The following is a 19,330-nucleotide window of genomic DNA, read 5'->3' as shown; positions in this document are numbered from 1 at the left end:
GAATTGAGCTCGGTCCCGGGGATCCTCTAGAGTCCACGCGGTCCGCGCAGGCGCTTCCCCGCACGTCACGAACGGAGACTGAAATGCCCACCGAAGAGACCCTCGTCCTCGTCAAGCCCGACGGCGTGGCGCGCGGCCTGACCGGAGCGATCCTCGCGCGCATCGAGGCCAAAGGCTACGCCCTGGTCGACATCAAGCTGGTCGAGCCCGACCGTGACATCCTCGAGCAGCACTACGCCGAGCACGCGGGGAAGCCCTTCTACGAGCCGCTTCTCGAGTTCATGCTCTCAGGGCGCGCGGATGATGGCGTCCTGATCGGACTGGATCGTCGCCAGCACGTCGCGCATCTTCGGCGACCGGCTCTCGCCGAGACTGGCGATGAAGGCGGACTGGTCGTCGAGGGCTGCGCGGTGATCGATGCCGTCGTCGGCGAACACCTCGTCCCAGTAGTCGACGATGCGCCCCTCGCGCCACCGATACCGGCGTCGACTGGTGAGCCCGAGCGGATGCGCCGCCGTCGCGGCGAAGAACGGCGCGGATGCCGGGGCCCGCCAGTCCATCAGCAGCCGCTCCTCCGCGGCATCCGCGAGGCCGAAGCGTCCGATGTAGGTGACGATGCCCTCCTCGTCGACCATGCGACCGATGCACGCGTCGAGGCCGAACCGGCGAAGGATGCGCAACCGCGCCGACAGGCTCCGCACCTCCAGATCGCGTTCGAGTGCGCGCTGGCCTCCGCTGACGGCTTCGTGCTGGAGCGCGACCAGCCGCGTCTCGGTGCGCTCGACCTCGGCGGCCAGCACCCTCGCGATCGCCGCGAACTGTCGTTCGTCGCGGTCGATGAGCGCGGAGTCGGCCTTCCGCCGAAGCCGCGATGGAAGATCGAACACGCTTTCCTGAGACTTTTCGCTCGGCATCCCACTCCCCCTCTGGCGCCGAAAAGCCGACGCGACCTGCGATTCTGCCTCACGCAGGGGGCCTTGCGGCAAGTCCCCCTGCGCGCGGGATAATGGAAAGGGCACCCCGGATGGCGTGAAATGTACTCATGCGAGCAACCGTCATGTTCGGCGCGGGAGACGTCCGCGTCGAGAACGTCCCCGATCCCGTCATCCAGCAGCCGACCGATGCCGTGGTGCGCATCGTCCGCGCGTGCGTCTGCGGCTCGGACCTGCACCCGTATCACTCGATGGCCGAGAGTTCGACGGGCCGGCGGATGGGGCACGAGCTCATCGCCGTCGTCGAGGAGACCGGCGCCGACGTCAACACGGTGCGCCCCGGTGACTTCGTCGTCGTGCCCTTCGTCTACTCCGACAACACGTGCGTCTTCTGCCGCGAAGGGTTCCAGACCTCCTGCCAGCACGGCGGCTTCTACGGCAACGGGCGCGTCGGCGGCCTGCAGGCCGAGCGCGCCCTCATCCCGCACGCGGACGGCACGCTCGTCGTCGTGCCGGACGTCGACCCCGACGCGGCATCCGATTCCCTGCTGGCGTCGCTGCTGACACTGTCGGACGTGTATCTGACGGGCTATCACGCCGCGCACCTCGCCCGCGTGCGCGCCGGCCAGACCGTCACGGTCGTCGGCGACGGTGCCGTGGGGCTGTCGGCGGTGCTCGCCGCCCGCACCCTCGGCGCGGAGCGGATCATCCTCATGGGCCGCCACACCGACCGCACCGATCTGGGCGTCGAGTTCGGCGCGACCGACGTCGTCGCCGAGCGCGGCGCAGAGGGCATCGCCCGCGTGATGGACCTCACGAACGGCGAGGGCAGCCACGTGGTGATCGAGGCGGTCGGCCACATGCCCGCGTACGAGCAGTCCTACGGCGTCGTGCGTCCGGGCGGAGTCATCTCGCGCGTCGGCGTGCCGCAGTACGAGAGCGCACCGGTGGGCTTCGCCTCGCTGTTCGGCAAGAACATCACCCTGACGGGCGGCGTCGCCCCGGTGCGCGCCTACCTCGACGACGCGATTCCGCTCGTGCTCGACGGCACGATCGAGCCGGGACGCGTGTTCGACCGCATCATGCCGCTCGACGAGGCGCCCGCTGCCTACGCCGCGATGGACTCCCGAGAGGCGCTGAAGGTGATGCTGACGGTCTGAGCCGTCGAAGCGCCCGGCAGCAGGCTCACGCGTTGAGCAGTTCCCAGGTGCCCTCGGAGATCACGTCGACCTCGCCGTCGACGACACGGATCGCCGTCTGGTCGTCGATCGCGTACGCGCGACCGCGGATGCCCTCCGCCCACCGGTGGGCCGCCGCGGTCGTGTTTCCGGTCCAGCCCGGATAGTCCAGATGCGGGAAGATCGAGAAGTCGACCAGTCCCAGCGTCTCGTCGGTGCCGCCCGGATGCCGGTCGACGAACTCCGGTCCGATACGCGGCGTGAGGGCCATGCTGCCCGCGCTGATGCCGACCCAGACGGTCTCATGCAGCTCCGGCAGGAGGTCGGCCAGTCCCGACCGACGGATCCATTCGGCCAGATACACCGCCTCGCCGCCGTCGACGAGAAGCGCATCGGCTTCCTGCACCCACGGCATCCATCGCTCGGGCGCGATCGTCGGCAGGGCGGTGAGCTCGAGGACGCCGACCGCACGCCACCCGAGCTCGACGGGGCTGTGGATGCCGCCGGGCCACCGCCCCGCCGTCGAACGCCACACCGTCTCCGGCGAGCACATCGGCTGCCCCCACTGCGCGGTCGGGATGAACAGCGCGGAGCTGTCTGCGATGGGTTTGCCGAGCAGGTCTTCGAGAGTGGTGCGGATGCTGTCGTTCGTGACGCCGCCCGAGGTCAGCAGGAGCTTCATGCGGACAGTCAATCGCGTACGGCGGCGCGCGGCCAGGGGGTGAGCCTCCGCCTGCCGGCGGTGCAGTGTTAGCGTGCGAGGGTGACCTCGACGCCGCCGCCCGATTCCGCGACCGCCCGCTCCATCCGTGTTTCCGCGGCCGTCATCACCGACGTCGACGGACGGCTGCTGCTCGTGCGCAAGGCGGGGACGACCGCGTTCATGCAGCCGGGCGGCAAGCCGGAGGCGGGCGAGGACGCGGCGCAGACCCTCATCCGCGAGCTCGCCGAGGAGATCGGGCTGCGCCTGCAGCCGAGCGACCTCACCGCACTCGGGGAGTTCACCGCCCCTGCCGCGAACGAGCCGGGCTTCGCCGTCGTGGCCGACGTCTTCCGCGTCGAGATCGGCGATCAGCAGCCCGTGACGGATGCCGAGATCGAGGAGCTCCGCTGGGTCGACCGGGCCGCGGCATCCGCTCTGGAGATCGCCCCTCTCGCCGCGGCCTACTTCCTGCCCGAGGCCTGAGCGCCGGCGGCGGCCGCCCGGATCACCACGAGCTCTTGCGGTAGTCCTTGAGGAAGATGCCGAAGAGGTCTTCGCCCGCCTCGCCACGGACGATCGGGTCGTACACGCGGGCGGCGCCGTCGACCAGGTCGAGCGGGGCGTGGAAGCCCTCCTCGGCGAGCCGCACCTTCGTGTAATGCGGGCGCTCGTCGGTGATCCACCCCGTGTCGACGGCGGTCATGAGGATGCCGTCGGTCTCGAACATCTCGCGAGCGCTGGTGCGCGTGAGCATGTTGAGGGCCGCCTTCGCCATGTTGGTGTGCGGGTGTCCGGGGCCCTTGTAGCCACGACCGAACACGCCCTCCATCGCCGAGACGTTCACGACGTACTTTCGCCGCGCCGGTGACGCCGCCATCGCGGGACGCAGACGCGAGACGAGCAGGAACGGCGCGGTCATGTTCGCGAGCTGCACCTCGAGCATCTCGAGGGGCTCGACCTGCTCGACCGACTGCGTCCAGCTGTTGATGTGGTTCTCATCGGGGATGAGGCCGCCGGCGTCGATCGCGGTGCCCGCCGCGAGACGCTCGAGCGACGACGATCCGGCGGCCATCGCCTCGGCGGTGAGCTCTTCGGCCGTGCGCGCGGCGGCGGCGAGGATCGGGTGGCTCGACACCGACTGGGCCAGGGCGAGCGGATGCGCATCGTTGGTGTGGCCGAAGGTCAGCAGCTCGGGCAGCGGTCCCTGCGGCAGCGGCGCGAGCTCGGCATCCACGAGCGGCTTGTACGCCCCGGCGGAGCGGCGCACGGTCTGCGCCGCGTTGTTGATGAGGATGTCCAGCGGTCCGTCGGCGGCGACGGCATCCGCGAGGCCGATGACCTGGGCGGGGTCGCGCAGGTCGATGCCGACGATCTTGAGCCGGTGGATCCAGTCGCCGCTGTCGGGCAGCGCCGAGAAGCGGCGGACGGCGTCGCGCGGGAAGCGGGTCGTGATGGTCGTGTGGGCGCCATCACGCAGCAGGCGCAGCGCGATGTACATGCCGATCTTCGCGCGGCCGCCGGTGAGCAGAGCGCGCCGGCCGGTGAGGTCGGTGCGGGCGTCGCGCTTGGCGTGACTCATCGCCGCGCAGTCGGGGCACAGCTGGTGGTAGAACGCGTCGACGGTCGTGTACTGCTCTTTGCAGATGTAGCAGGCACGGGGCTTGATGAGCTCCCCCGCGGTCGGGGCCGCGGTGCGGGCCGCGAGCGGGATGCCGCGGGTCTCGTCGTCGATGCGGTCGGGCGCTCCGGTGGCGGTGGCGGCGACGACCGCGCGGTCGGCGTCGGCGATGCGCTGGCGCTTCTCCTTGCGCGACATCCGCTTGACGTCTTTGTACATCTTGCCGGTCTGGCGACGCAGGGCGATGTAGGCGGGGTCGTCGCGATCGAGCAGGGATGCCGCGTCGATGACGCGCAGCGCGATCTCCAACTCGTGGGGGTCGATCGCGATGGGAGCCGGGGTCGCCGCGTCGTCCGGGTCGGGGGTGATCTCGGTGTCTGCAGGCGTTTCGGGCACGAGGGATTTTATCGGACGCGGCTGAGCGCGAGCCCGACCGGACGAGACGTCGGGGGCGGAGGCGACCGCGGCGCGCGTCAGCCCGCGATACCGAGCAGCTGCTTCGCCGCGGCGACGGCCGGGGCGCCGAAGATGCGCGGGTCTTCGTTGAGTGCGCCCGAGGTGATCGAGACGCCGAGTCCCGGCACGTCGACGAGCGTGCCGTACATGCGCAGGTCTCCGGTGGATTTCGTGCCGTAGGCGATGCCACCGCGAGCCTCGACGGCCGCATCGGCGATGTACTCCGACCCGATGGCGGCGATGTCGTCCTTCGTGGGCACGTCGACCGCCCCGTTGTTGGTCGTCACCGTGACGAGAACGGTGTTCGCGTAGTCGCCCATCGTCGACTTCCAGGCGCACTGCACGGTGCCGTCTTCGTTGCTCTGGTCGCTCAGTTCGAGCCGGTCGATCGCCGAGCCGAGCGCGGAGCCCATGGCGGCGCAGTCGGGATAGCGGGCGAGCACATCGGCGAGCGCCATCGTCGGCGCGGACGGCGCACTGCCACCGCCGTTGTTGCCTCCGCCGTCGCCGTCTCCATCGCCGGGGTCGGTCGCCCCGTCCGTCGGTGCACTCGTACCTCCGCCGATGGCTCCGGGCGCGGACATCGACGGCGCCGCCGCCGTTCCGCTTCCGGCGGCGCATCCCGCGAGGGCGAGCGCTCCGGCGGCGACGAGAAGGGCGAAGGCGGTACGGGAAGCGAGGCGGGAGGTTGTCACCCCGGCATCCTAGCCATCCGCGTGAGCCGGCCTCGGAAGTTCTCCACAGCCGCTCCGCCCCACTAGCCTGGCGCCATGTCCGAAGACCAGATCGACGATGGCGCCCACGGGGCCGCTCAAGGCGAGAAGGCCCTCGACCGCCTCGTCGCGTTCAGCGACGCGGTCGTCGCGATCGCGATCACTCTCGTCGTGCTGCCCCTGGTGGATAAGGCGATGGATGCCGAGTCGGCGTCGGCCTTCTTCGCCGACAACGTGACCGGGATGATCTCCGCGGCGCTGAGCTTCGTGGTGATCGCGGCCTTCTGGCGTGCCAACCACGTGATGTTCGTGCACGCCCGTGGCTACACCCGCCTGGTCGGCCGCCTGCAGACCCTCTGGCTCGCGACGATCGTCTTCCTGCCGGTCGCGACGGCGCTCGACCTCGCCGGGCCGGGTACAGACCGGGTCGGACTGGGGGCCTACGTCGGAACGATGCTGGTGGGCGGAGTGATCCTGCGCGTGCAGGCGGTCGCGCTGCAGCGGGTGGGACTGAGCGACCGTGCACCCGCACCCCCGCTGACGCACTGGATCGGCGCGATCCTGATGGCGGTCGCACTCGTGCTCGTGCTGCTGTTTCCTCAGTATGGCGCTCTCTGGCTGCTCGTCCTGCTGCTGGAGATCCCCCTCGGCCCCCTGCTGAATCGCGGGTCGCGCTGACGCTTAGGATCCCATCGCCGTCTGGAAGAGTCTGAGCGCTATCAACAGCCCCGCCACGGTGCCCGCGCTGGCGGCGAGCGGAACCCAGGTGAGATCCTTCTCCATCCGCCACGCGAAGAGAGCCGTGGCGGCGGTGCAGAGAAACATGAGAGCCGCGATGCCGTAGTAGATCATGCCGGCGCCCTGGGCGCCGACCCAATCGCAGTGATCTGCGCACACCCCTCCGGCGAAGATCGTGCTCCCCACCCAGATCGCAGCCGTGATCGCGAAAACGACGACCGGGATGATCGCGACGGCAAGAACGGATGCCGCGGCGCTCCTACCTGACTTCGTGCTCATCCGATCAGTCTGCCGTTGTCGGTCGACGCCACGCTCCCGTTGAACACATCGTTCCCGTACCGCGCGTTGCCCGGCCACGCGACCCGCAGCCCGCGCCGCCGGATCAGCCCCCTGTGATCCAGACGGTCGTCTCTCCCGGCACGGTCTCGCCGTCGACCGGTGCGCTCGACAGCACGACGCGCTGCCCCGGCGCGAGCGACAGCGCGAGCGGTGCGGAGCCGAACACGGTCACCACCTCCCACCCGTTCGGGCGGCGGAAGCGCAGCACATCGTCGCGGCCGGTCTCGACCCACTCCAGGCGCTCCGGCGCGAGCAGCTCGTGCCGCAGGGCGAGGGCCCGGCGGTAGAGCGAGAGGGTGGATGCCGGGTCGCTCTCCTCCGCCTCGACCGACGCGTCCGCGAACCATGACGGTTGCGGCAGGTGCGCACCCCCCGACCCGAAACCGAACGAGGAGCCCTCGCGGGTCCACGGCAGCGGCACGCGGCATCCGTCGCGTCCGTACTGCTCCTGGTGGGTGCGGAAGAAGGTGGGGTCCTGGCGCTGGTCGGCGGGGATCTCCGCCACCTCGTGCAAGCCCAGCTCCTCGCCCTGATAGAGGTATGCCGACCCCGGCAGTCCGAGCAGGAACAGCGACGCCGCACGCGCGCGGCGAAGGCCACCGGCGCGATCGATGACGGCCTCGTCGGCGCCGGCCTCGAGCCAGCCGCCACCGTGCCGATTGGGCACCGCGCCCTCGACCTCCTCCGCCCGCGGCAGCGCGTAGCGGGTGGCGTGACGGAACACGTCGTGGTTCGACAGCACCCAGGTGCTCGATGAGCCCGAGCGGGCCGCGAGGGCGATGTTGTCGGACACGATCTGGCGGAACTCGCCGGCGTCGAACGACGCGCGCAGCAGGTCGAAGTTGAACGACTGGCCCAGACTCTCCGGGCTCGCGTACTTCGGCACGCGGTCGGACGCGACCCAAGCCTCGGCCACCGCCGTGCGCGGCGGGTCGTACGAGTCGAACACGCGGCGCCACTCGGCGTAGATCTCGTGCACGTCATCGCGGTCGAGCAGCGGATGCGAGCCGTCGACGGGCAGCGCGGCGAGCTCGGCGGCGGACGGCAGCGGCTCGGTCAGATCCTTCGTCAGCATGTGCGCGACGTCGATGCGGAACCCGTCGACCCCGCGATCCGACCAGAACCGCAGCGTCGTGAGGAAGTCCTCGCGCACCTCGGGATTGTTCCAGTCGAGGTCGGGCTGCTCGATCGCGAAGCTGTGCAGGTACCACTGTCCGTCGGCGACCCGCTCCCACGTCGATCCGCCGAACGCGGCGGTCCAGTCCGTGGGCGGTTCGGATCCATCGGGGCCGCTGCCCTCACGGAAGATGTAGCGCCCCCGCGCCGCCGATCCGCGGCCCGCGGCGAGCGCCTCCTGGAACCATGCGTGCCGGTCGGAGGTGTGATTGGGCACGATGTCGACGACGATGCGGATGCCGCGCTCGTGCAGTGCCGCGACGAGCTCGTCGAAATCGGCCAGCGTCCCCAACCGCGGGTCGACGTCGCGGTAGTCGGCCACGTCGTACCCCCCGTCGGCGAGCTCGGACGGGTAGAAGGGACTCAGCCACACGGCATCCACCCCGAGTTCGGCGAGGTAGTCGACCCGCGACAGGATGCCGCGGAGGTCGCCGATGCCGTCGCCGTCGGCATCGGCGAAACTGCGGGGATAGACCTGGTAGACGACGGCTTGGCGCCACCAGTCACGATCCTCCGGGCGGGAGAGCTCGAGGCGGTCGGAGGCGGAGAGCACGGCGGACATGCGGGACCTTTCGGAGTCGGGGTCAGGTTCGGGGGGCCGGGCGGCGGCGCGGGCGTCAGCCCTTGACGGCGCCCTGGGTCACACCTTCCATCACCCAGCGCTGGGTGAAGAGGTAGGCAAGGATCGCGGGCGCCATCGCCATGAGGTACGAGGCGAACGACACGTTGTAGTTGTTGCTGAACTGCGTCTGGAAGAGGTTCTGGCGCACGGGCAGCGTCTGCAGGGCGGGGTCGGAGATGATCAGCGACGGCATCATGAAGTCGTTCCAGGCGTAGAGGAACGCGAAGATGCCGACGGTCGCGCTCATGGGTGCGAGCAGCGGGAAGATGAGCTTCCAGAACGTCTGCCACGTCGTCGCGCCGTCGATGCGCGCGCTCTCTTCCAGCTCGAGCGGAATCGACCGCAGGAACGCGGTGAACAGCAGCACGCTGAAGCTCAGCTGGAACATCGTGGCGAGGATGATGACCCCGAACGGGTTGTCCAGGCCGACGCGGCCGGTCAGCTGGATCTGCGGCAGCGCGACGACCGGGAAGGGGATGAACATCGCCGCCAGCAGATAGAAGAAGGAGTAGCGGAACAGCCGGCGGTCCCAGTTGCGCACGATCGCGTACGACGCGAACGCGGCCAGCAGGATCGTGGCGATGACGGTGCCTGCGGTCACCAACAGGGAGATGCCCGCCCCGACCGGGAACTTCGTGAGGTTCCACGCCTCGACGAAGCCGTCGAAGCTGAACGGCGCCGGCAACGAGAACGCGTTGCCGTCGACGGCTTGAGCGGTGGTCTTCAGCGACATCGAGATCGTGACGTACAGCGGCAGCAGCACGGTGACAGCGCAGAGGATCAGGATGATCGTCGTCGACCAGCTGACACGCTCACCGCGGGTGGTGGGACTCTTGCGACGGCGGTCGTCCGCGGGCGCGAAGGCCGCGGCATCCTCGACGACGAGGGCGGGTTGGGTGGACATCAGAAGGCGTTCCTTCCGCGAGTCAGCGAGAGCTGGAGCAGGGAGATGAGGATGGCGACGACGAAGAAGATGGTCGCGTTGGCCATCTGGTAGGCGTAGTCGCCGCCGTTGAAGCCCGCGATGATCGTCATCGCGACGCTGCGGGTGGCCGTTCCGGGGCCTCCGTTGGTGAGGCCCACGATGATGTCGTAGGCGTTCAAGAAGCCCTTGAAGCCGAGGATGATGTTGATCACGACGTACCCCGCGACCAGGGGCAGGGTGATGCGCACGAGCTGCTGACCCTTGGAGGCGCCGTCGAGCGCCGCGGCCTCGTACACGTCACCCGGCACGGCGAGCAGCCCCGCGATGTAGATGAGAAGCGTGCCGGGAATGGCCTGCCAGGCCGTGACGAGCACGATCGCCACCCACGCGAGGTCGGGGTTGGCGAGCAGGCTCGTCGACAGCGCCGGGATGCCGAGCGACTCCCCCAGCGCCGGAAGCGAGTTCGAGAACAGGAAGTTGAAGACGTAGGCGATGATGATGCCCGAGATGACCATCGGGATCACGAAGACGGTCCGAAGGGCGGTCTTCATCCGGATGCGGGCGGTGAGGCCGACCGCGAGCAGGAACGCCACCACATTGACGACGAGCACGGTCGCGATGGAGAACCCGATGGTGAAGAGGTAGCTCTGCAGGATCGCCGGGTCGCTGAACATCGCGATGTAGTTGGTCAGTCCTGTGAAGTGCCACTCGCCGATGCCGATCGAATCGGTGAAGCTGAAGAAGATCCCCACGACGCCCGGCACCGTGATCGCCAGCGTGAACAGCACGAGGCTCGGCAGCAGGAACAGGTAGTAGATCGGCTCGACACGGCGGTGGCTGCGGCGCGCCGTGCGGTCACCGGCGGTGACGATCGTGGACGTGGTCATTGCCCGGACTCCTCTGTCTCGGTCGTGGGGGCGGGGGCGCGGAAGGCGAGGCGCGCCCAGTCGGCATCCATCGTGCGGAGGGTGCCCTGGGGGCTCGCGCCGAGCACGACGGCCTGCACGTAGTTGAAGACGGGGATCGTCTTGGGCACCAGCACCGACGGCCCCTGGTAGACCTTGCCCGCCGTGTAGAAGGGGATCATGCCCGCGATGCGCGGGTCGTCGGGCGCGGGCGCATCCTTCGTGGGAGTGAAGCCGAGCTGCGACGTGTTGTACGCCTCGATGGTCTGGGGACGGTAGAGGTACTCGAGGAAGTCGCGCGCGGCATCCTTGTGCCGTGAGCCTTCGGGGATCATCGCGGCGAGGTCCATGTTGACGCGCACGCGGCGATCGGACGGGTCGTCGGTCATCGGCAGCGGGAACGTGCCGAGGTTCATGTCGGGCGAGGTCTTCGCGATCTCGCTGAACGCCCACGGACCCTGCAGGTACATCGCCGCCTCGCCCTTCGCGAAGGCGAGGTTGCCGTCGCCGTAGCCGCGGCTGGGCGCGTCGGTGTTGACGAACTGCGACGTGAGCTGGGTCATCTTCTCCACGGGCGAGGAGAAGTCCTTCTCGAACGAGGTCGCCGAGTCGGGCCCGACGTCGGCGCCTTCTGCCGCGAGCCGGTTGAAGAAGTCGACGACGTCGACCGCGCCGCCCACCGCGTAGTCGTACCAGCCCTGGCCGACCGTCCAGTCGTCTTTGAAGGTCGCGTAGAACGGGGTGATGCCGGCCGCCTTCAGCTTCGCGCAGGCGGCGAGCAGCTCGTCCCACGTCGTGGGGACATCGACCCCGGCCTCCGCGAACAGGTCTTTGTTGTAGATGACGGATGCCGCCATCACCGAGTAGGGCAGCGCACTGATGCGCCCGGGGCACGAGCCGTACTGATCCATCAGGCCGCGGAGGTCGTCGCGGGTCGTGGAGGCGGCCGTGGTGCCGGTGAGGTCGCTGAGTGCACAGCGCTGGACGAACCGCGCGGTCTCGTAGTTGTAGTTGGCGAGCATGATGTCGGGCGGGTTGCCACGGACGAAACTCGCCGAGACGACGTCGACGCCGGAGGTGTCCATCTCGACGCGCACGCGGTCCTGCGACGCGTTGTACGCGTCGACCACGCCGTTCATGAAATCGAGGGCCTCGCGCTTGCTGAAGGTGAAGCGGATCGTCTCGCGGCCGTCGCTGCTGCAGCCGGAGAGCAGGCTCCCCGCCAGCACGAGAGCGAATCCGGCGGCCACCGCCCGGAGCGCTCGTGAGGTTCTCACAGACACCTTCGTCCTTCCGTCCGACGGCATCGTGGCCGCCTTTCCAGATTCGACTTTGAGTAGATTTAGTGGTCGAATCAACTGTTCGGCAATACTCTGACAGAACACCTGCGGAAAGGTCAAGAGTGAGTCAGACGGTCCTCGACACGGGCACCGGTCGCGCCAGCGTCGACGGAGTGCTCGACTTCGCGTGGGATGCCGGCACCTTCACCGCCACCGAGGCGATGCGCGCAGCCTCGCTCACTCGTTCCACCGCGATCGAGGCCATCGACACGCTCATCGCCGCCGGGGTGCTGCAGGAGCTTCCCAACGCGCGAGATGCCGGCGAATACCGCGCAGGCCGGCCCGCGCGGCGCTTCCGCTTGCGCGACGACGCCGGCGTCGTCGCGGCGCTCGACGCCGGCGACACGCACCTGACCGCGGCCGTGTCCGACCTTTCCGGTGAGGTGCTGCTGCGGCGCCAGATCGCGCTCTCGCCCGCCCAGAGCGTCGACGAGCGCCGCGACACGATCGTCGCGCACCTGCGTGCGACGCTCGCCGAGGGCGGCGTGGCCCGCGACGACGTGCTCTCCCTGTGTGTGGGAGTGGCCGCCCCCGTCACGCTGCAGGGGCAGTCACCGCCGCACCCGGAGGGATTCTGGGAGCGCACGAACCCGGGTCTGATCGATGCGCTGGGCGACGAAGCCGACGTCGTCGAAGTGAAGAACGACGCGCAGCTGGCGGCGGCAGCCGAAGGCACCGCGGGCGAGGCCGTGGGATGCCGCGACTACGTCGCGCTGCTGGCCGGCGAGCGCCTCGGGGCCGGCGTCGTGGTCGACGGCCACCTGCTGCACGGCGCTCACGGCGGTGTCGGCGAGATGTTCGCCTTCGACTTCATCCGCGATGTGGATTCCGCGTTCGGTCTCGGACCGACTCTCGAACGCCTCGCGCGCGAAGCCATCGCCAAGGCGGAGACCGAAACGACCGAGCGCCGCGGACTCGCTGCCATGGACCCCGCGCAGGTGCGCGGCCGCGACGTGCTGGAGCTCGCCGCCGGCGGCGATCCTCTGGCGATCGAGATCACCGATGCGATCGGCCGCGTGCTCGCGCGCATCGTGGGCGTGCTCGGCAACATGTTCGACCCCGAGCGTGTCATCGTCTGCGGAGCCATCGCCGACGGCATCCAGCCGGTGCTCGACGCCGCCCAGCGCACGCTCGCCGCCCAGATCCACCTGCCCGCGCCGACGCTGCTGCGCTCGCACCTGGGCGGCGACGTGGTGATCCGGGGAGCGCTCGCCCGAGCCCGCGACAGCGCACGCTCGACCGCCCTGCCCCGCCGCGTCGCCCGCGCCACTCGCGCCGACTGACCACCGCCACGCCGGGACGTCTCATACCCGGCAGGCGCATAATGTCGGGCGTGCACCTGAGTATCCCGAGCCCCGACCTCAGCTGGTCCAGCTTTCACATCGGCCCGCTGACGATCCACGTCTACGCGCTGTGCATCATCGCGGGAATCATCGCCGCCGTCATCATCACCGAACGACGGCTGCGGGCGCGCGGAGTGCCGGCGGGAACCGTGATCGATGTCGCACTGTGGACGGTGCCGCTGGGCATCGTCGCGGCGCGGATCTACCACGTGCTCACGCACATGGGCGACTACTTCGCGCCCGGCGACAACCCGTGGGCCGTCGTCGCCATCTGGGACGGCGGCAACGCGATCTACGGCTCGATGATCGGCGGCGCGATCGGCATCTACATCGCCACGCGGCGCGCCGGCATCCGCTTCTTCGCCTTCGCCGACGCGCTCGCGCCGGCCCTGCTGGTCGCGCAGGCCATCGGACGACTCGGCAACTACTTCAATCAGGAACTGTTCGGGCTGCCGACGACCCTTCCGTGGGGCCTGGAGATCTCCCCCGACGCGCCGATGTTCCCCGCCGGGGTCGCGCCGGGCACGCTGTTCCATCCGCTGTTCCTCTACGAGATGATCTGGAACCTCGTCGGTGCCGCGCTGATCATCGTCCTCGAGCGCAGAGTGCGTCTCGGCTGGGGCCGCAGCATCGCGTCGTACTTCATCTGGTATGGGCTGGGCCGCAGCTGGCTGGAGGCGATCCGCATCGATCCCACGAGCGATGCACCCCTCGGCATCCCGGCGAACATCTGGGCCTCGTTCGCCGTCGTGCTGCTGGGCGTCGCGATCTTCGTCGTGCAGACGGTGCGCCATCGTGGCGAGCCCGACACGTCGCCGTTCACCGCCGCGGAGCAGCAACGACAGGATGCCGAGAAGCTCGCCGTGACCCGCGAGGACGCACCGCAGCCGTCGTGACGAGCGCCGCCCCGCAGCGGGGGTGACGTGGACGCGTCCCGCGGGAGCTCAACTCGGTGTGTCCGCGCCGAACGCTGCTGCGCCCGGACCGTGGAGGTGCCCCGTCGCGGGATCGACCCAGTTGCCGGAGCCGGTCATGCGGTGCCAACGCTTGTGGAACGCGAGGTCGGTGTCATCGGCGTCGAGGACTGCGGCTCCGCACAGCTCACAGACGCGGAGGAGGACGGTGTCGCCCTCCGCGGTCGTCAACGACACTGCACCGGTCGGGAATGAGACACCCATCGTGTTCCCCTCACTCCGCGGCTGTCGCCGCGGTCAGGCTCCGAGAATGCCCTCACCCTACGCGGTCCGCTCGTGCATCGACCAACACGCCGTGGCCGCAGCTATCGTCCCTGTCGACGGCCGCTGGCCGCTGGCCGCCTAGACAGAGACCCGTCAATCTATCCGTGTACAACTCCGGAGTTTTGGCGACGGCGAGCCCCGAAGGGGCGCGGAACCGGCAGACAGCCCGAGATTTCCGGAGTTATGAACGCACGGCCGGAGTAACTCCACCCGAGAAGGCCGGCGCCAGCACCGATGCCGCCGTCGTCACGCCCGCGGGGTCTTGATCATCGCCCCCGCGACGAGGAACACGATGGCAGCCGCGGGCTGCACCAGCGACCAGACCAGGCCGTCGAAACCGAAGGGGAACACGGGATTCCAGATCACCGCGATCACGGCGAACACGACCGCCCACACCCACTGACGCGCCTGCGCGGCGAACCAGCCCACGATCAGCGCCAAGATCGCGACGACGTAGAGCACGACGATCCCCCACCCCGCCGTCAGCAGCACGGGCGCGAGGAAGAGCACGGCGGCCGCGAGCAGGGCCGGGGCGAGGGCGTTGCGCTGGAAGGCCGGCTCGCTCCGCTTCGTTCCGCTCACGCCGGCACTCCCGTCGTCGCGTGCAAGGCCGGATCGATCATGGTCATACCAGCGAGTGTGGCACGGTCGAACGTGGGCAGAAGTGCGGCCGCGTCGGCGAGCGAGATCGTACGCTCGATGAGCTCCTGCGGGCGCAGCCGTCCCTCCGCGATGAGCGCGAGCATGGCGGGATAGTCGACCGCGGCCATGCCGTGGCTGCCGAGCAGATCGAGTTCCCACGCGATGACGCGTGCCATCGGCATCCCCGACAAACCGCTCGCAGACGGCAGCAGCCCCACTTGCACATGGCGTCCGCGGCGACGCAGGCTCAGCACCGCATCGGTCGCGGTCTGCTCAGCTCCCACCGCGTCGATCGACACGTGTGCGCCTCCCCCGGTGATCCGGCGCACGGCGTCGGGCACCTCCGCCCCGTCGGCGACGACGACGGCATCGGCGCCGAGCGCGGATGCCGCGTCCAGCGCGGCCCGGTTGCGGTCGACGGCCACCACGTGCGCACCGAGCGCGCGGGCGATCATGACGACGCTGAGTCCCACACCGCCGGCGCCGACGACCACGACCCACTCACCCGGCTGCACGCGCGCACGTCCGGTGAGTGCGCGGAATGCGGTGGCGAAGCGGCATCCGAGGGAGGCGGCGGCGGCGAAGGAGACGTCATCGGGAATGCGCACGAGATTGGTGTCGGCGGCGTGCAGCGCGACGCGCTCGGCGAACGAGCCCCAGTGCGTGAAACCGGGCTGCTGTTGGTCGGGGCACACCTGCGCGTCGCCCGTGCGGCACCACTCGCAGGTGCCGCACCCGCAGACGAACGGCACGGTCACCCGATCGCCGACGGCGAACCGCTCGACGCCCGCACCGGTCTCGACGATCACTCCGGCGAGCTCATGGCCCGGAACGTGCGGCACCGCGATGTCGTCGTGGCCCACCCACGCGTGCCAATCGCTGCGGCACAGGCCGGTCGCCCGCACCTCCACGACCACGCCGCCGACGGGCGCGACCGGGTCGTCGACCTCGCGCACCTCCAACGGTTCGCCCACGGCATCCATCACCACTGCACGCATCCGCACCCTTTCGTCCCCTTCACGCTAGCTGGTGCACCCGCGCTCACGCGGCGGCCGGAGCCGCTGCCGCGGGAACGGGAGGTGCCGGCGCGGCGGCGTCCGCATACGCACGCGACTGCCGCACGAACAGCATGAGCCACGCGAACAGCAGGCCGGCGATGATGAACTCCGACCCGGTGAGGTTGTAGTAGTTGATCGGCACCCACAGGGCGACCGCGACCACGATGCCCGCGACGACGAGCACCGAGAAGACCGCGATGTCGCGGCCGATTCCGGGGACGAGCGTCAGCAGGCATCCGACGAGAACGCCGAAGACGACGACCATTCCGGATGCCGCGCCCACGTGCACCGGAAAGGCGACGGCGTCCGGCACGAAGCCGGCGACCATCAAGCACAGACCGATCACGGCCAGCAGCCAGGCGAACAGGCGGGCACGGCGCTGTGCGGTGTCGACGTGCGCACGCAGACCCACCTCGAGGTCGTGAGCGACGAAGTTGGCGAGCGCGGTGATGACGGCGCCGGTCGTGATCAGGGAGAGGTTGAACTGGTAGCCGGCGTACCCCGACTCGTTGCCGAGTTCGGAGAAGTGGAACCGCCACCAGTCGCCCTGTGAGGCGCTCACCATGCTCGCGAGCGTGCCGATGAACAGCACGAGGGTGGCGAGCGAGGCCACGCCGGTAGAGGTGACCCGCGCCCCCGAGACCGATGCGACGTAGGTCATCGTGCCGGCGGCAGCGGCGACCAGTGCCGCGGCACCGAACGGGTCGATCGTGAGGCCGCGGAAGCCCAGCTGGAACAGCTCCGCCACGGCGACGACGACGAGGGCCGCCAGCATCATCATCGCCGCCGATAGCGCGATGAGGTCGGTCACGCGTTTGGCTCGCGGCAGGCTGTTGCGCCAGGCGAGATATCCGCGGCGCCGTTCGAGCGCGAACGAGACGGCGAACGCCGGACCGGCCGCGATCGCCGCGAGCAGCGCCGCAAGGCTGCCGACGGACTCGCCGCCGCCGAGCGGCATCCGCGCCCCGCCCATGACGAGCACGGTGGTGGCGGCGGCAACGAGCGCGGATCCCAGCGCCCACCTCGTCGCCCGGGCCTCGACCGTCGGTGAGAAGCGCGGAGTCTCGGATGCCGCGTGATGCGTCCAGCGCGCGGGGGACGGCCGCCATCTGCTCACAGATCGAGCTTACTTTCGGCCGCCTCCTGACCGATCGACGTCGGTCAGGAGCAGCGGGCCCGCTACCGCCGCCGCAACGACGCCGCCTCGCCGCCACCCTTCACTGGTTGGGCTCGCGTGTGATCATGTCTCATGCCGTCTTTCCCGGAGAGGAGCCTTCCCGCCGCGCCAGAGCGTGAACCGGATATCGATGACGACTTCAGCGCCGGGCTGAGCCCAGAACGATGGGTGGCGAGCTACCTACCGCAGTGGACGACCCCAGAGCGGGCGCGCGCGCATTACGGAATCGTCGCTGCCGGGATCGAGCTGCGGATCGACTCTGATCAGCTGGACTGGCGCCTTGAAGATGCACCTCTTCGCGTCTCCAATCTGCAGACGGGTGTGTATTCCGGGCCGGTCGGCTCACAGCTCGGAACACATCGTCACCGCGTCGATCTCGACGTCCGCACCGAGACACCGCAATGCCTCCTGTTTGCGCCGTCACGCGGGCGGGTGGACATCACCGTCTCCGCGAGCCGCGCCACCAACTGCATGCTCGCGGCATGGCTGGTGGGAACCGAGCACCGATCCCCGACAGAGTCCGGGGAGATCTGCATCTTCGAGATCGACGCCGACGGCATCGGCGAGGTCACCGTGGCCCGCACCGGCATCAAAGCGCACCACGACCCGGAGCTGACCACCGACATGGGCGAAGTCGTCATCCCCTTGGACGCATCCTCTCCCCACACCTGGACGGTGATCTGGGGTCAGGGCGAGACGGTCATCGGATGCGAAGGTCGCTCACTCCGTCGGATCACGCAGGCTCCCGACTATCCGATGTTCCTCATGATCGACCTCTTCGAGATCGGACCTCGCGGCGGCAGCTACCCCAAGTCCGCCACTATCCACCATGTCCGCGCCTGGCAATGACAAGTGACACGACGCGGCTCTGCAACACGCCGTCGTCGTCTTACTCGGTGTTGGCGGCCTCTCTCTGGGCGACGAGGTGGGCGCGGAGGCTCGCTCGCGCGCGGTGGTAGCGACTGCGGGTAGTGCCTTCTTTCAAACCCATGATTCGACTGGCGTCGGTGAGGGTGAAGCCTTCCCAGTGCACGAGCCCGATGATGTCGCGGTCGATCTGGTCCAGGCCTAGCAGCGCCTGACGGAGGTCGAGGTGGTCATCCGTGGTAAAGCCGGGGTGGTCGATGACGGTGAGCATGCTGCGGAGCCGATCGGCGAGGGCGTGCTTCCTGCCGAGGGTGCGGTAGTGGTGGTGGAGCATCTTGCGGGCGATGCCGAACATCCAGGGCCGGACGTCTTCGTCGCGGGCGGGTAGCGCTCCGGCTTTTCTCCAGAGCACGGTGAGCACCTCGGAGAGTAGGTCAGCGGCGTCTTCGACGGGATCGACTCGTCGGGTGAGGTAGGCGAGGATGTCGGCGGCGTTGTCGTTGACCGCGGCGATGACGCGGTCCCGGTCGCGAGTCATGATGCCGGCGCGCAGGTCATGCCCCACGCGTCCACTGCGCGAGCGTCGGAAGCAGCGTTCTCACCCAGCCAGCCGATGCCGGGAAAGGTCTGTTCCGCGAACGCCTGAACGACCGAAGCAAGAGCGCCAGAGACCCGTTCTTCCCCGTCCGGGTCGTCGGCGCCGGCACCAACCGGGGCTGCGTTGTAGAGGTCCTGTCCGAGGCCACCCCAGTCGTGGGCCGTGATCGCGGCGTCGAGTGTTGCGGCGTCGCCGGTGGTGGGGTGACGTAGTTCGATCCAGACCCGGCATTGCTCCGTGTGTCCGGTGGGGGTGGTCCAGGTGACAGGGATGGGTTGGGTGTTGCGAATGTTCTGGGCCGGCATGCTCACTCCGGCCCAGTGCGACATCGCGACGACCGCAGTGCTGGCCCCGGCGGTCAACGCGAGCCCTCCCGCCACGACAACGGGCAGCACCCAGGGTGCGCGCGGCGCCCGGCCTCTCCGCAACCGGGGTGGCATGGTGTCCCGGGCGACGTGTCCAGCCTCGGCTTCGACCGCCGACGGCAGGCGGTCAGCCATCCGGTTCAGTCGGATGTCCAGTTCGTCGTCGGTCATCAGTGCCTCCAGCCTCTCACCAGAAACATGCCCGGAACGGGCCCAACCGTTGCAGACCCGTTCCGGAATCTTTCCGCGGAACGTGAAGGTCTCCTCGATCACTCATACCAAGCTCCTTCGCGCGGCAATCATCCGTATTCAGCAAAGGTGGGGCCTGGCCGCAGACGGGATCGTCTCGCAGTACCAAGACGTCCGAGCGTGGATCAGCTGGCCGGAGCAATGCGGC

General features: G+C 69.3%; 21 protein-coding genes and 1 pseudogene. 7 read left to right on the top strand and 15 right to left on the bottom strand.

From position 1 onward, the window contains the following. Positions 1-83 precede the first annotated feature (83 nt). Positions 84-293: pseudogene (locus I5I_RS16485) on the top strand (nucleoside-diphosphate kinase); the annotation flags it as partial. Here I5I_RS16485 and I5I_RS17165 read toward each other — a convergent pair. Beyond that, positions 288-887: a hypothetical protein gene (locus I5I_RS17165; protein ID WP_036319577.1), complete on the bottom strand. Its 600-nt coding sequence runs from the start codon at positions 885-887 to the stop codon at positions 288-290. The pseudogene I5I_RS16485 and the gene I5I_RS17165 overlap by 6 nt on opposite strands. A 155-nt stretch (positions 888-1,042) precedes the next feature. Between I5I_RS17165 and I5I_RS11605 the strand changes: the two genes are divergently transcribed. Beyond that, positions 1,043-2,092, top strand: a complete 1,050-nt coding sequence (locus tag I5I_RS11605; protein WP_204365826.1) for a zinc-binding dehydrogenase — start codon at positions 1,043-1,045, stop codon at positions 2,090-2,092. Positions 2,093-2,117: 25 nt separating this feature from the next. On the opposite strand, the gene I5I_RS11600 is transcribed toward I5I_RS11605, so the two are convergent. Beyond that, positions 2,118-2,792, bottom strand: a complete 675-nt coding sequence (locus I5I_RS11600; RefSeq protein ID WP_036319576.1) for a Type 1 glutamine amidotransferase-like domain-containing protein — start codon at positions 2,790-2,792, stop codon at positions 2,118-2,120. A gap of 81 nt (positions 2,793-2,873) precedes the next feature. Between I5I_RS11600 and I5I_RS11595 the strand changes: the two genes are divergently transcribed. After that, complete coding sequence (locus I5I_RS11595; protein WP_036319575.1) at positions 2,874-3,296, top strand: NUDIX hydrolase; 423 nt, start codon at positions 2,874-2,876, stop codon at positions 3,294-3,296. A gap of 22 nt (positions 3,297-3,318) precedes the next feature. Here I5I_RS11595 and I5I_RS11590 read toward each other — a convergent pair whose 3' ends face one another. Next, the gene (locus I5I_RS11590; protein WP_083868012.1) at positions 3,319-4,827 is read right to left on the bottom strand and encodes an SDR family NAD(P)-dependent oxidoreductase; all 1,509 of its coding nucleotides are present in this window, start codon (positions 4,825-4,827) and stop codon (positions 3,319-3,321) included. Positions 4,828-4,904: 77 nt separating this feature from the next. Beyond that, complete coding sequence (locus I5I_RS11585) at positions 4,905-5,582, bottom strand: hypothetical protein (protein WP_036319574.1); 678 nt, start codon at positions 5,580-5,582, stop codon at positions 4,905-4,907. 75 nt (positions 5,583-5,657) lie between these two features. Between I5I_RS11585 and I5I_RS11580 the strand changes: the two genes are divergently transcribed. Next, a complete protein-coding gene (locus I5I_RS11580) occupies positions 5,658-6,278 on the top strand; it encodes a TMEM175 family protein (protein ID WP_036319573.1) in 621 nt (206 codons plus the stop codon). A 3-nt stretch (positions 6,279-6,281) separates the two neighbouring features. Here I5I_RS11580 and I5I_RS11575 read toward each other — a convergent pair whose 3' ends face one another. The 5 genes from I5I_RS11575 to I5I_RS11555 all read right to left on the bottom strand — a co-directional run bounded on the left by I5I_RS11575 (position 6,282) and on the right by I5I_RS11555 (position 11,588). Further along, positions 6,282-6,617, bottom strand: a complete 336-nt coding sequence (locus tag I5I_RS11575; RefSeq protein ID WP_036319572.1) for a hypothetical protein — start codon at positions 6,615-6,617, stop codon at positions 6,282-6,284. 103 nt (positions 6,618-6,720) lie between these two features. Beyond that, a complete protein-coding gene (locus I5I_RS11570; RefSeq protein WP_036319571.1) occupies positions 6,721-8,415 on the bottom strand; it encodes a glycoside hydrolase family 13 protein in 1,695 nt (564 codons plus the stop codon). A 55-nt stretch (positions 8,416-8,470) separates the two neighbouring features. Next, entirely contained in the window at positions 8,471-9,379 is a 909-nt protein-coding gene (locus tag I5I_RS11565; RefSeq protein WP_036319570.1) for a carbohydrate ABC transporter permease, read from the bottom strand. Next, complete coding sequence (locus tag I5I_RS11560) at positions 9,379-10,287, bottom strand: carbohydrate ABC transporter permease (protein ID WP_036319569.1); 909 nt, start codon at positions 10,285-10,287, stop codon at positions 9,379-9,381. Before I5I_RS11560 ends, I5I_RS11565 begins: the two co-directional genes overlap by 1 nt. Next, entirely contained in the window at positions 10,284-11,588 is a 1,305-nt protein-coding gene (locus tag I5I_RS11555) for an ABC transporter substrate-binding protein (protein WP_036319598.1), read from the bottom strand. The genes I5I_RS11560 and I5I_RS11555 overlap by 4 nt, the downstream gene beginning before the upstream one ends. A 119-nt stretch (positions 11,589-11,707) precedes the next feature. On the opposite strand from I5I_RS11555, the gene I5I_RS11550 reads away from it, so the two are divergent. Continuing rightward, entirely contained in the window at positions 11,708-12,928 is a 1,221-nt protein-coding gene (locus I5I_RS11550; RefSeq protein ID WP_036319568.1) for an ROK family protein, read from the top strand. 41 nt (positions 12,929-12,969) lie between these two features. Next, positions 12,970-13,884 (top strand): prolipoprotein diacylglyceryl transferase, encoded by a 915-nt coding sequence (lgt, locus tag I5I_RS11545; RefSeq protein WP_036319567.1) that lies wholly within the window; start codon positions 12,970-12,972, stop codon positions 13,882-13,884. 48 nt (positions 13,885-13,932) lie between these two features. On the opposite strand, the gene I5I_RS11540 is transcribed toward lgt, so the two are convergent. From I5I_RS11540 to I5I_RS11525, 4 genes are all read right to left on the bottom strand, one after another. Further along, the gene (locus tag I5I_RS11540) at positions 13,933-14,166 is read right to left on the bottom strand and encodes a hypothetical protein (RefSeq protein WP_036319566.1); all 234 of its coding nucleotides are present in this window, start codon (positions 14,164-14,166) and stop codon (positions 13,933-13,935) included. A gap of 306 nt (positions 14,167-14,472) precedes the next feature. Further along, on the bottom strand, positions 14,473-14,808 hold the full coding sequence (locus I5I_RS11535; RefSeq protein ID WP_036319565.1) for a DUF6804 family protein: 336 nt from the start codon (positions 14,806-14,808) through the stop codon (positions 14,473-14,475). Next, positions 14,805-15,866 (bottom strand): zinc-binding dehydrogenase, encoded by a 1,062-nt coding sequence (locus tag I5I_RS11530; RefSeq protein WP_036319564.1) that lies wholly within the window; start codon positions 15,864-15,866, stop codon positions 14,805-14,807. The genes I5I_RS11535 and I5I_RS11530 overlap by 4 nt, the downstream gene beginning before the upstream one ends. Before the next feature lie 43 nt (positions 15,867-15,909). Then, positions 15,910-17,043: a DUF998 domain-containing protein gene (locus I5I_RS11525; RefSeq protein ID WP_036319563.1), complete on the bottom strand. Its 1,134-nt coding sequence runs from the start codon at positions 17,041-17,043 to the stop codon at positions 15,910-15,912. Positions 17,044-17,175: 132 nt separating this feature from the next. Here I5I_RS11525 and I5I_RS11520 point away from each other — a divergent pair, with 132 nt between their 5' ends. After that, positions 17,176-17,952, top strand: coding sequence for a hypothetical protein (locus tag I5I_RS11520; protein WP_051039597.1), 777 nt, complete (start codon positions 17,176-17,178; stop codon positions 17,950-17,952). Between the two features lie 40 nt (positions 17,953-17,992). Here I5I_RS11520 and I5I_RS11515 read toward each other — a convergent pair whose 3' ends face one another. Then, on the bottom strand, positions 17,993-18,508 hold the full coding sequence (locus tag I5I_RS11515; RefSeq protein ID WP_036319562.1) for an RNA polymerase sigma factor: 516 nt from the start codon (positions 18,506-18,508) through the stop codon (positions 17,993-17,995). Beyond that, positions 18,505-19,206, bottom strand: coding sequence for a hypothetical protein (locus tag I5I_RS11510; RefSeq protein ID WP_036319561.1), 702 nt, complete (start codon positions 19,204-19,206; stop codon positions 18,505-18,507). Before I5I_RS11510 ends, I5I_RS11515 begins: the two co-directional genes overlap by 4 nt. Positions 19,207-19,330 lie beyond the last annotated feature (124 nt).

The sequence above is a fragment of the Microbacterium sp. B24 genome (genome assembly GCF_000333415.1).
GTDB lineage: Bacteria > Actinomycetota > Actinomycetes > Actinomycetales > Microbacteriaceae > Microbacterium.
This window is presented reverse-complemented; position numbering and strand designations above follow the sequence as displayed.

Bases quoted from the DNA above. Each gene is read 5' to 3' on its own strand.
- I5I_RS11605 (WP_204365826.1), top strand. From the start codon at position 1,043: ATGCGAGCAACCGTCATGTTCGGCGCGGGAGACGTCCGCGTCGAGAAC.
- I5I_RS11600 (WP_036319576.1), bottom strand. From the start codon at position 2,792: ATGAAGCTCCTGCTGACCTCGGGCGGCGTCACGAACGACAGCATCCGC.
- I5I_RS11580 (WP_036319573.1), top strand. From the start codon at position 5,658: ATGTCCGAAGACCAGATCGACGATGGCGCCCACGGGGCCGCTCAAGGC.
- I5I_RS11575 (WP_036319572.1), bottom strand. From the start codon at position 6,617: ATGAGCACGAAGTCAGGTAGGAGCGCCGCGGCATCCGTTCTTGCCGTC.
- I5I_RS11570 (WP_036319571.1), bottom strand. From the start codon at position 8,415: ATGTCCGCCGTGCTCTCCGCCTCCGACCGCCTCGAGCTCTCCCGCCCG.
- I5I_RS11565 (WP_036319570.1), bottom strand. From the start codon at position 9,379: ATGTCCACCCAACCCGCCCTCGTCGTCGAGGATGCCGCGGCCTTCGCG.
- I5I_RS11560 (WP_036319569.1), bottom strand. From the start codon at position 10,287: ATGACCACGTCCACGATCGTCACCGCCGGTGACCGCACGGCGCGCCGC.
- lgt (WP_036319567.1), top strand. From the start codon at position 12,970: ATGTCGGGCGTGCACCTGAGTATCCCGAGCCCCGACCTCAGCTGGTCC.
- I5I_RS11540 (WP_036319566.1), bottom strand. From the start codon at position 14,166: ATGGGTGTCTCATTCCCGACCGGTGCAGTGTCGTTGACGACCGCGGAG.
- I5I_RS11530 (WP_036319564.1), bottom strand. From the start codon at position 15,866: ATGCGTGCAGTGGTGATGGATGCCGTGGGCGAACCGTTGGAGGTGCGC.
- I5I_RS11520 (WP_051039597.1), top strand. From the start codon at position 17,176: ATGCCGTCTTTCCCGGAGAGGAGCCTTCCCGCCGCGCCAGAGCGTGAA.
- I5I_RS11515 (WP_036319562.1), bottom strand. From the start codon at position 18,508: ATGACTCGCGACCGGGACCGCGTCATCGCCGCGGTCAACGACAACGCC.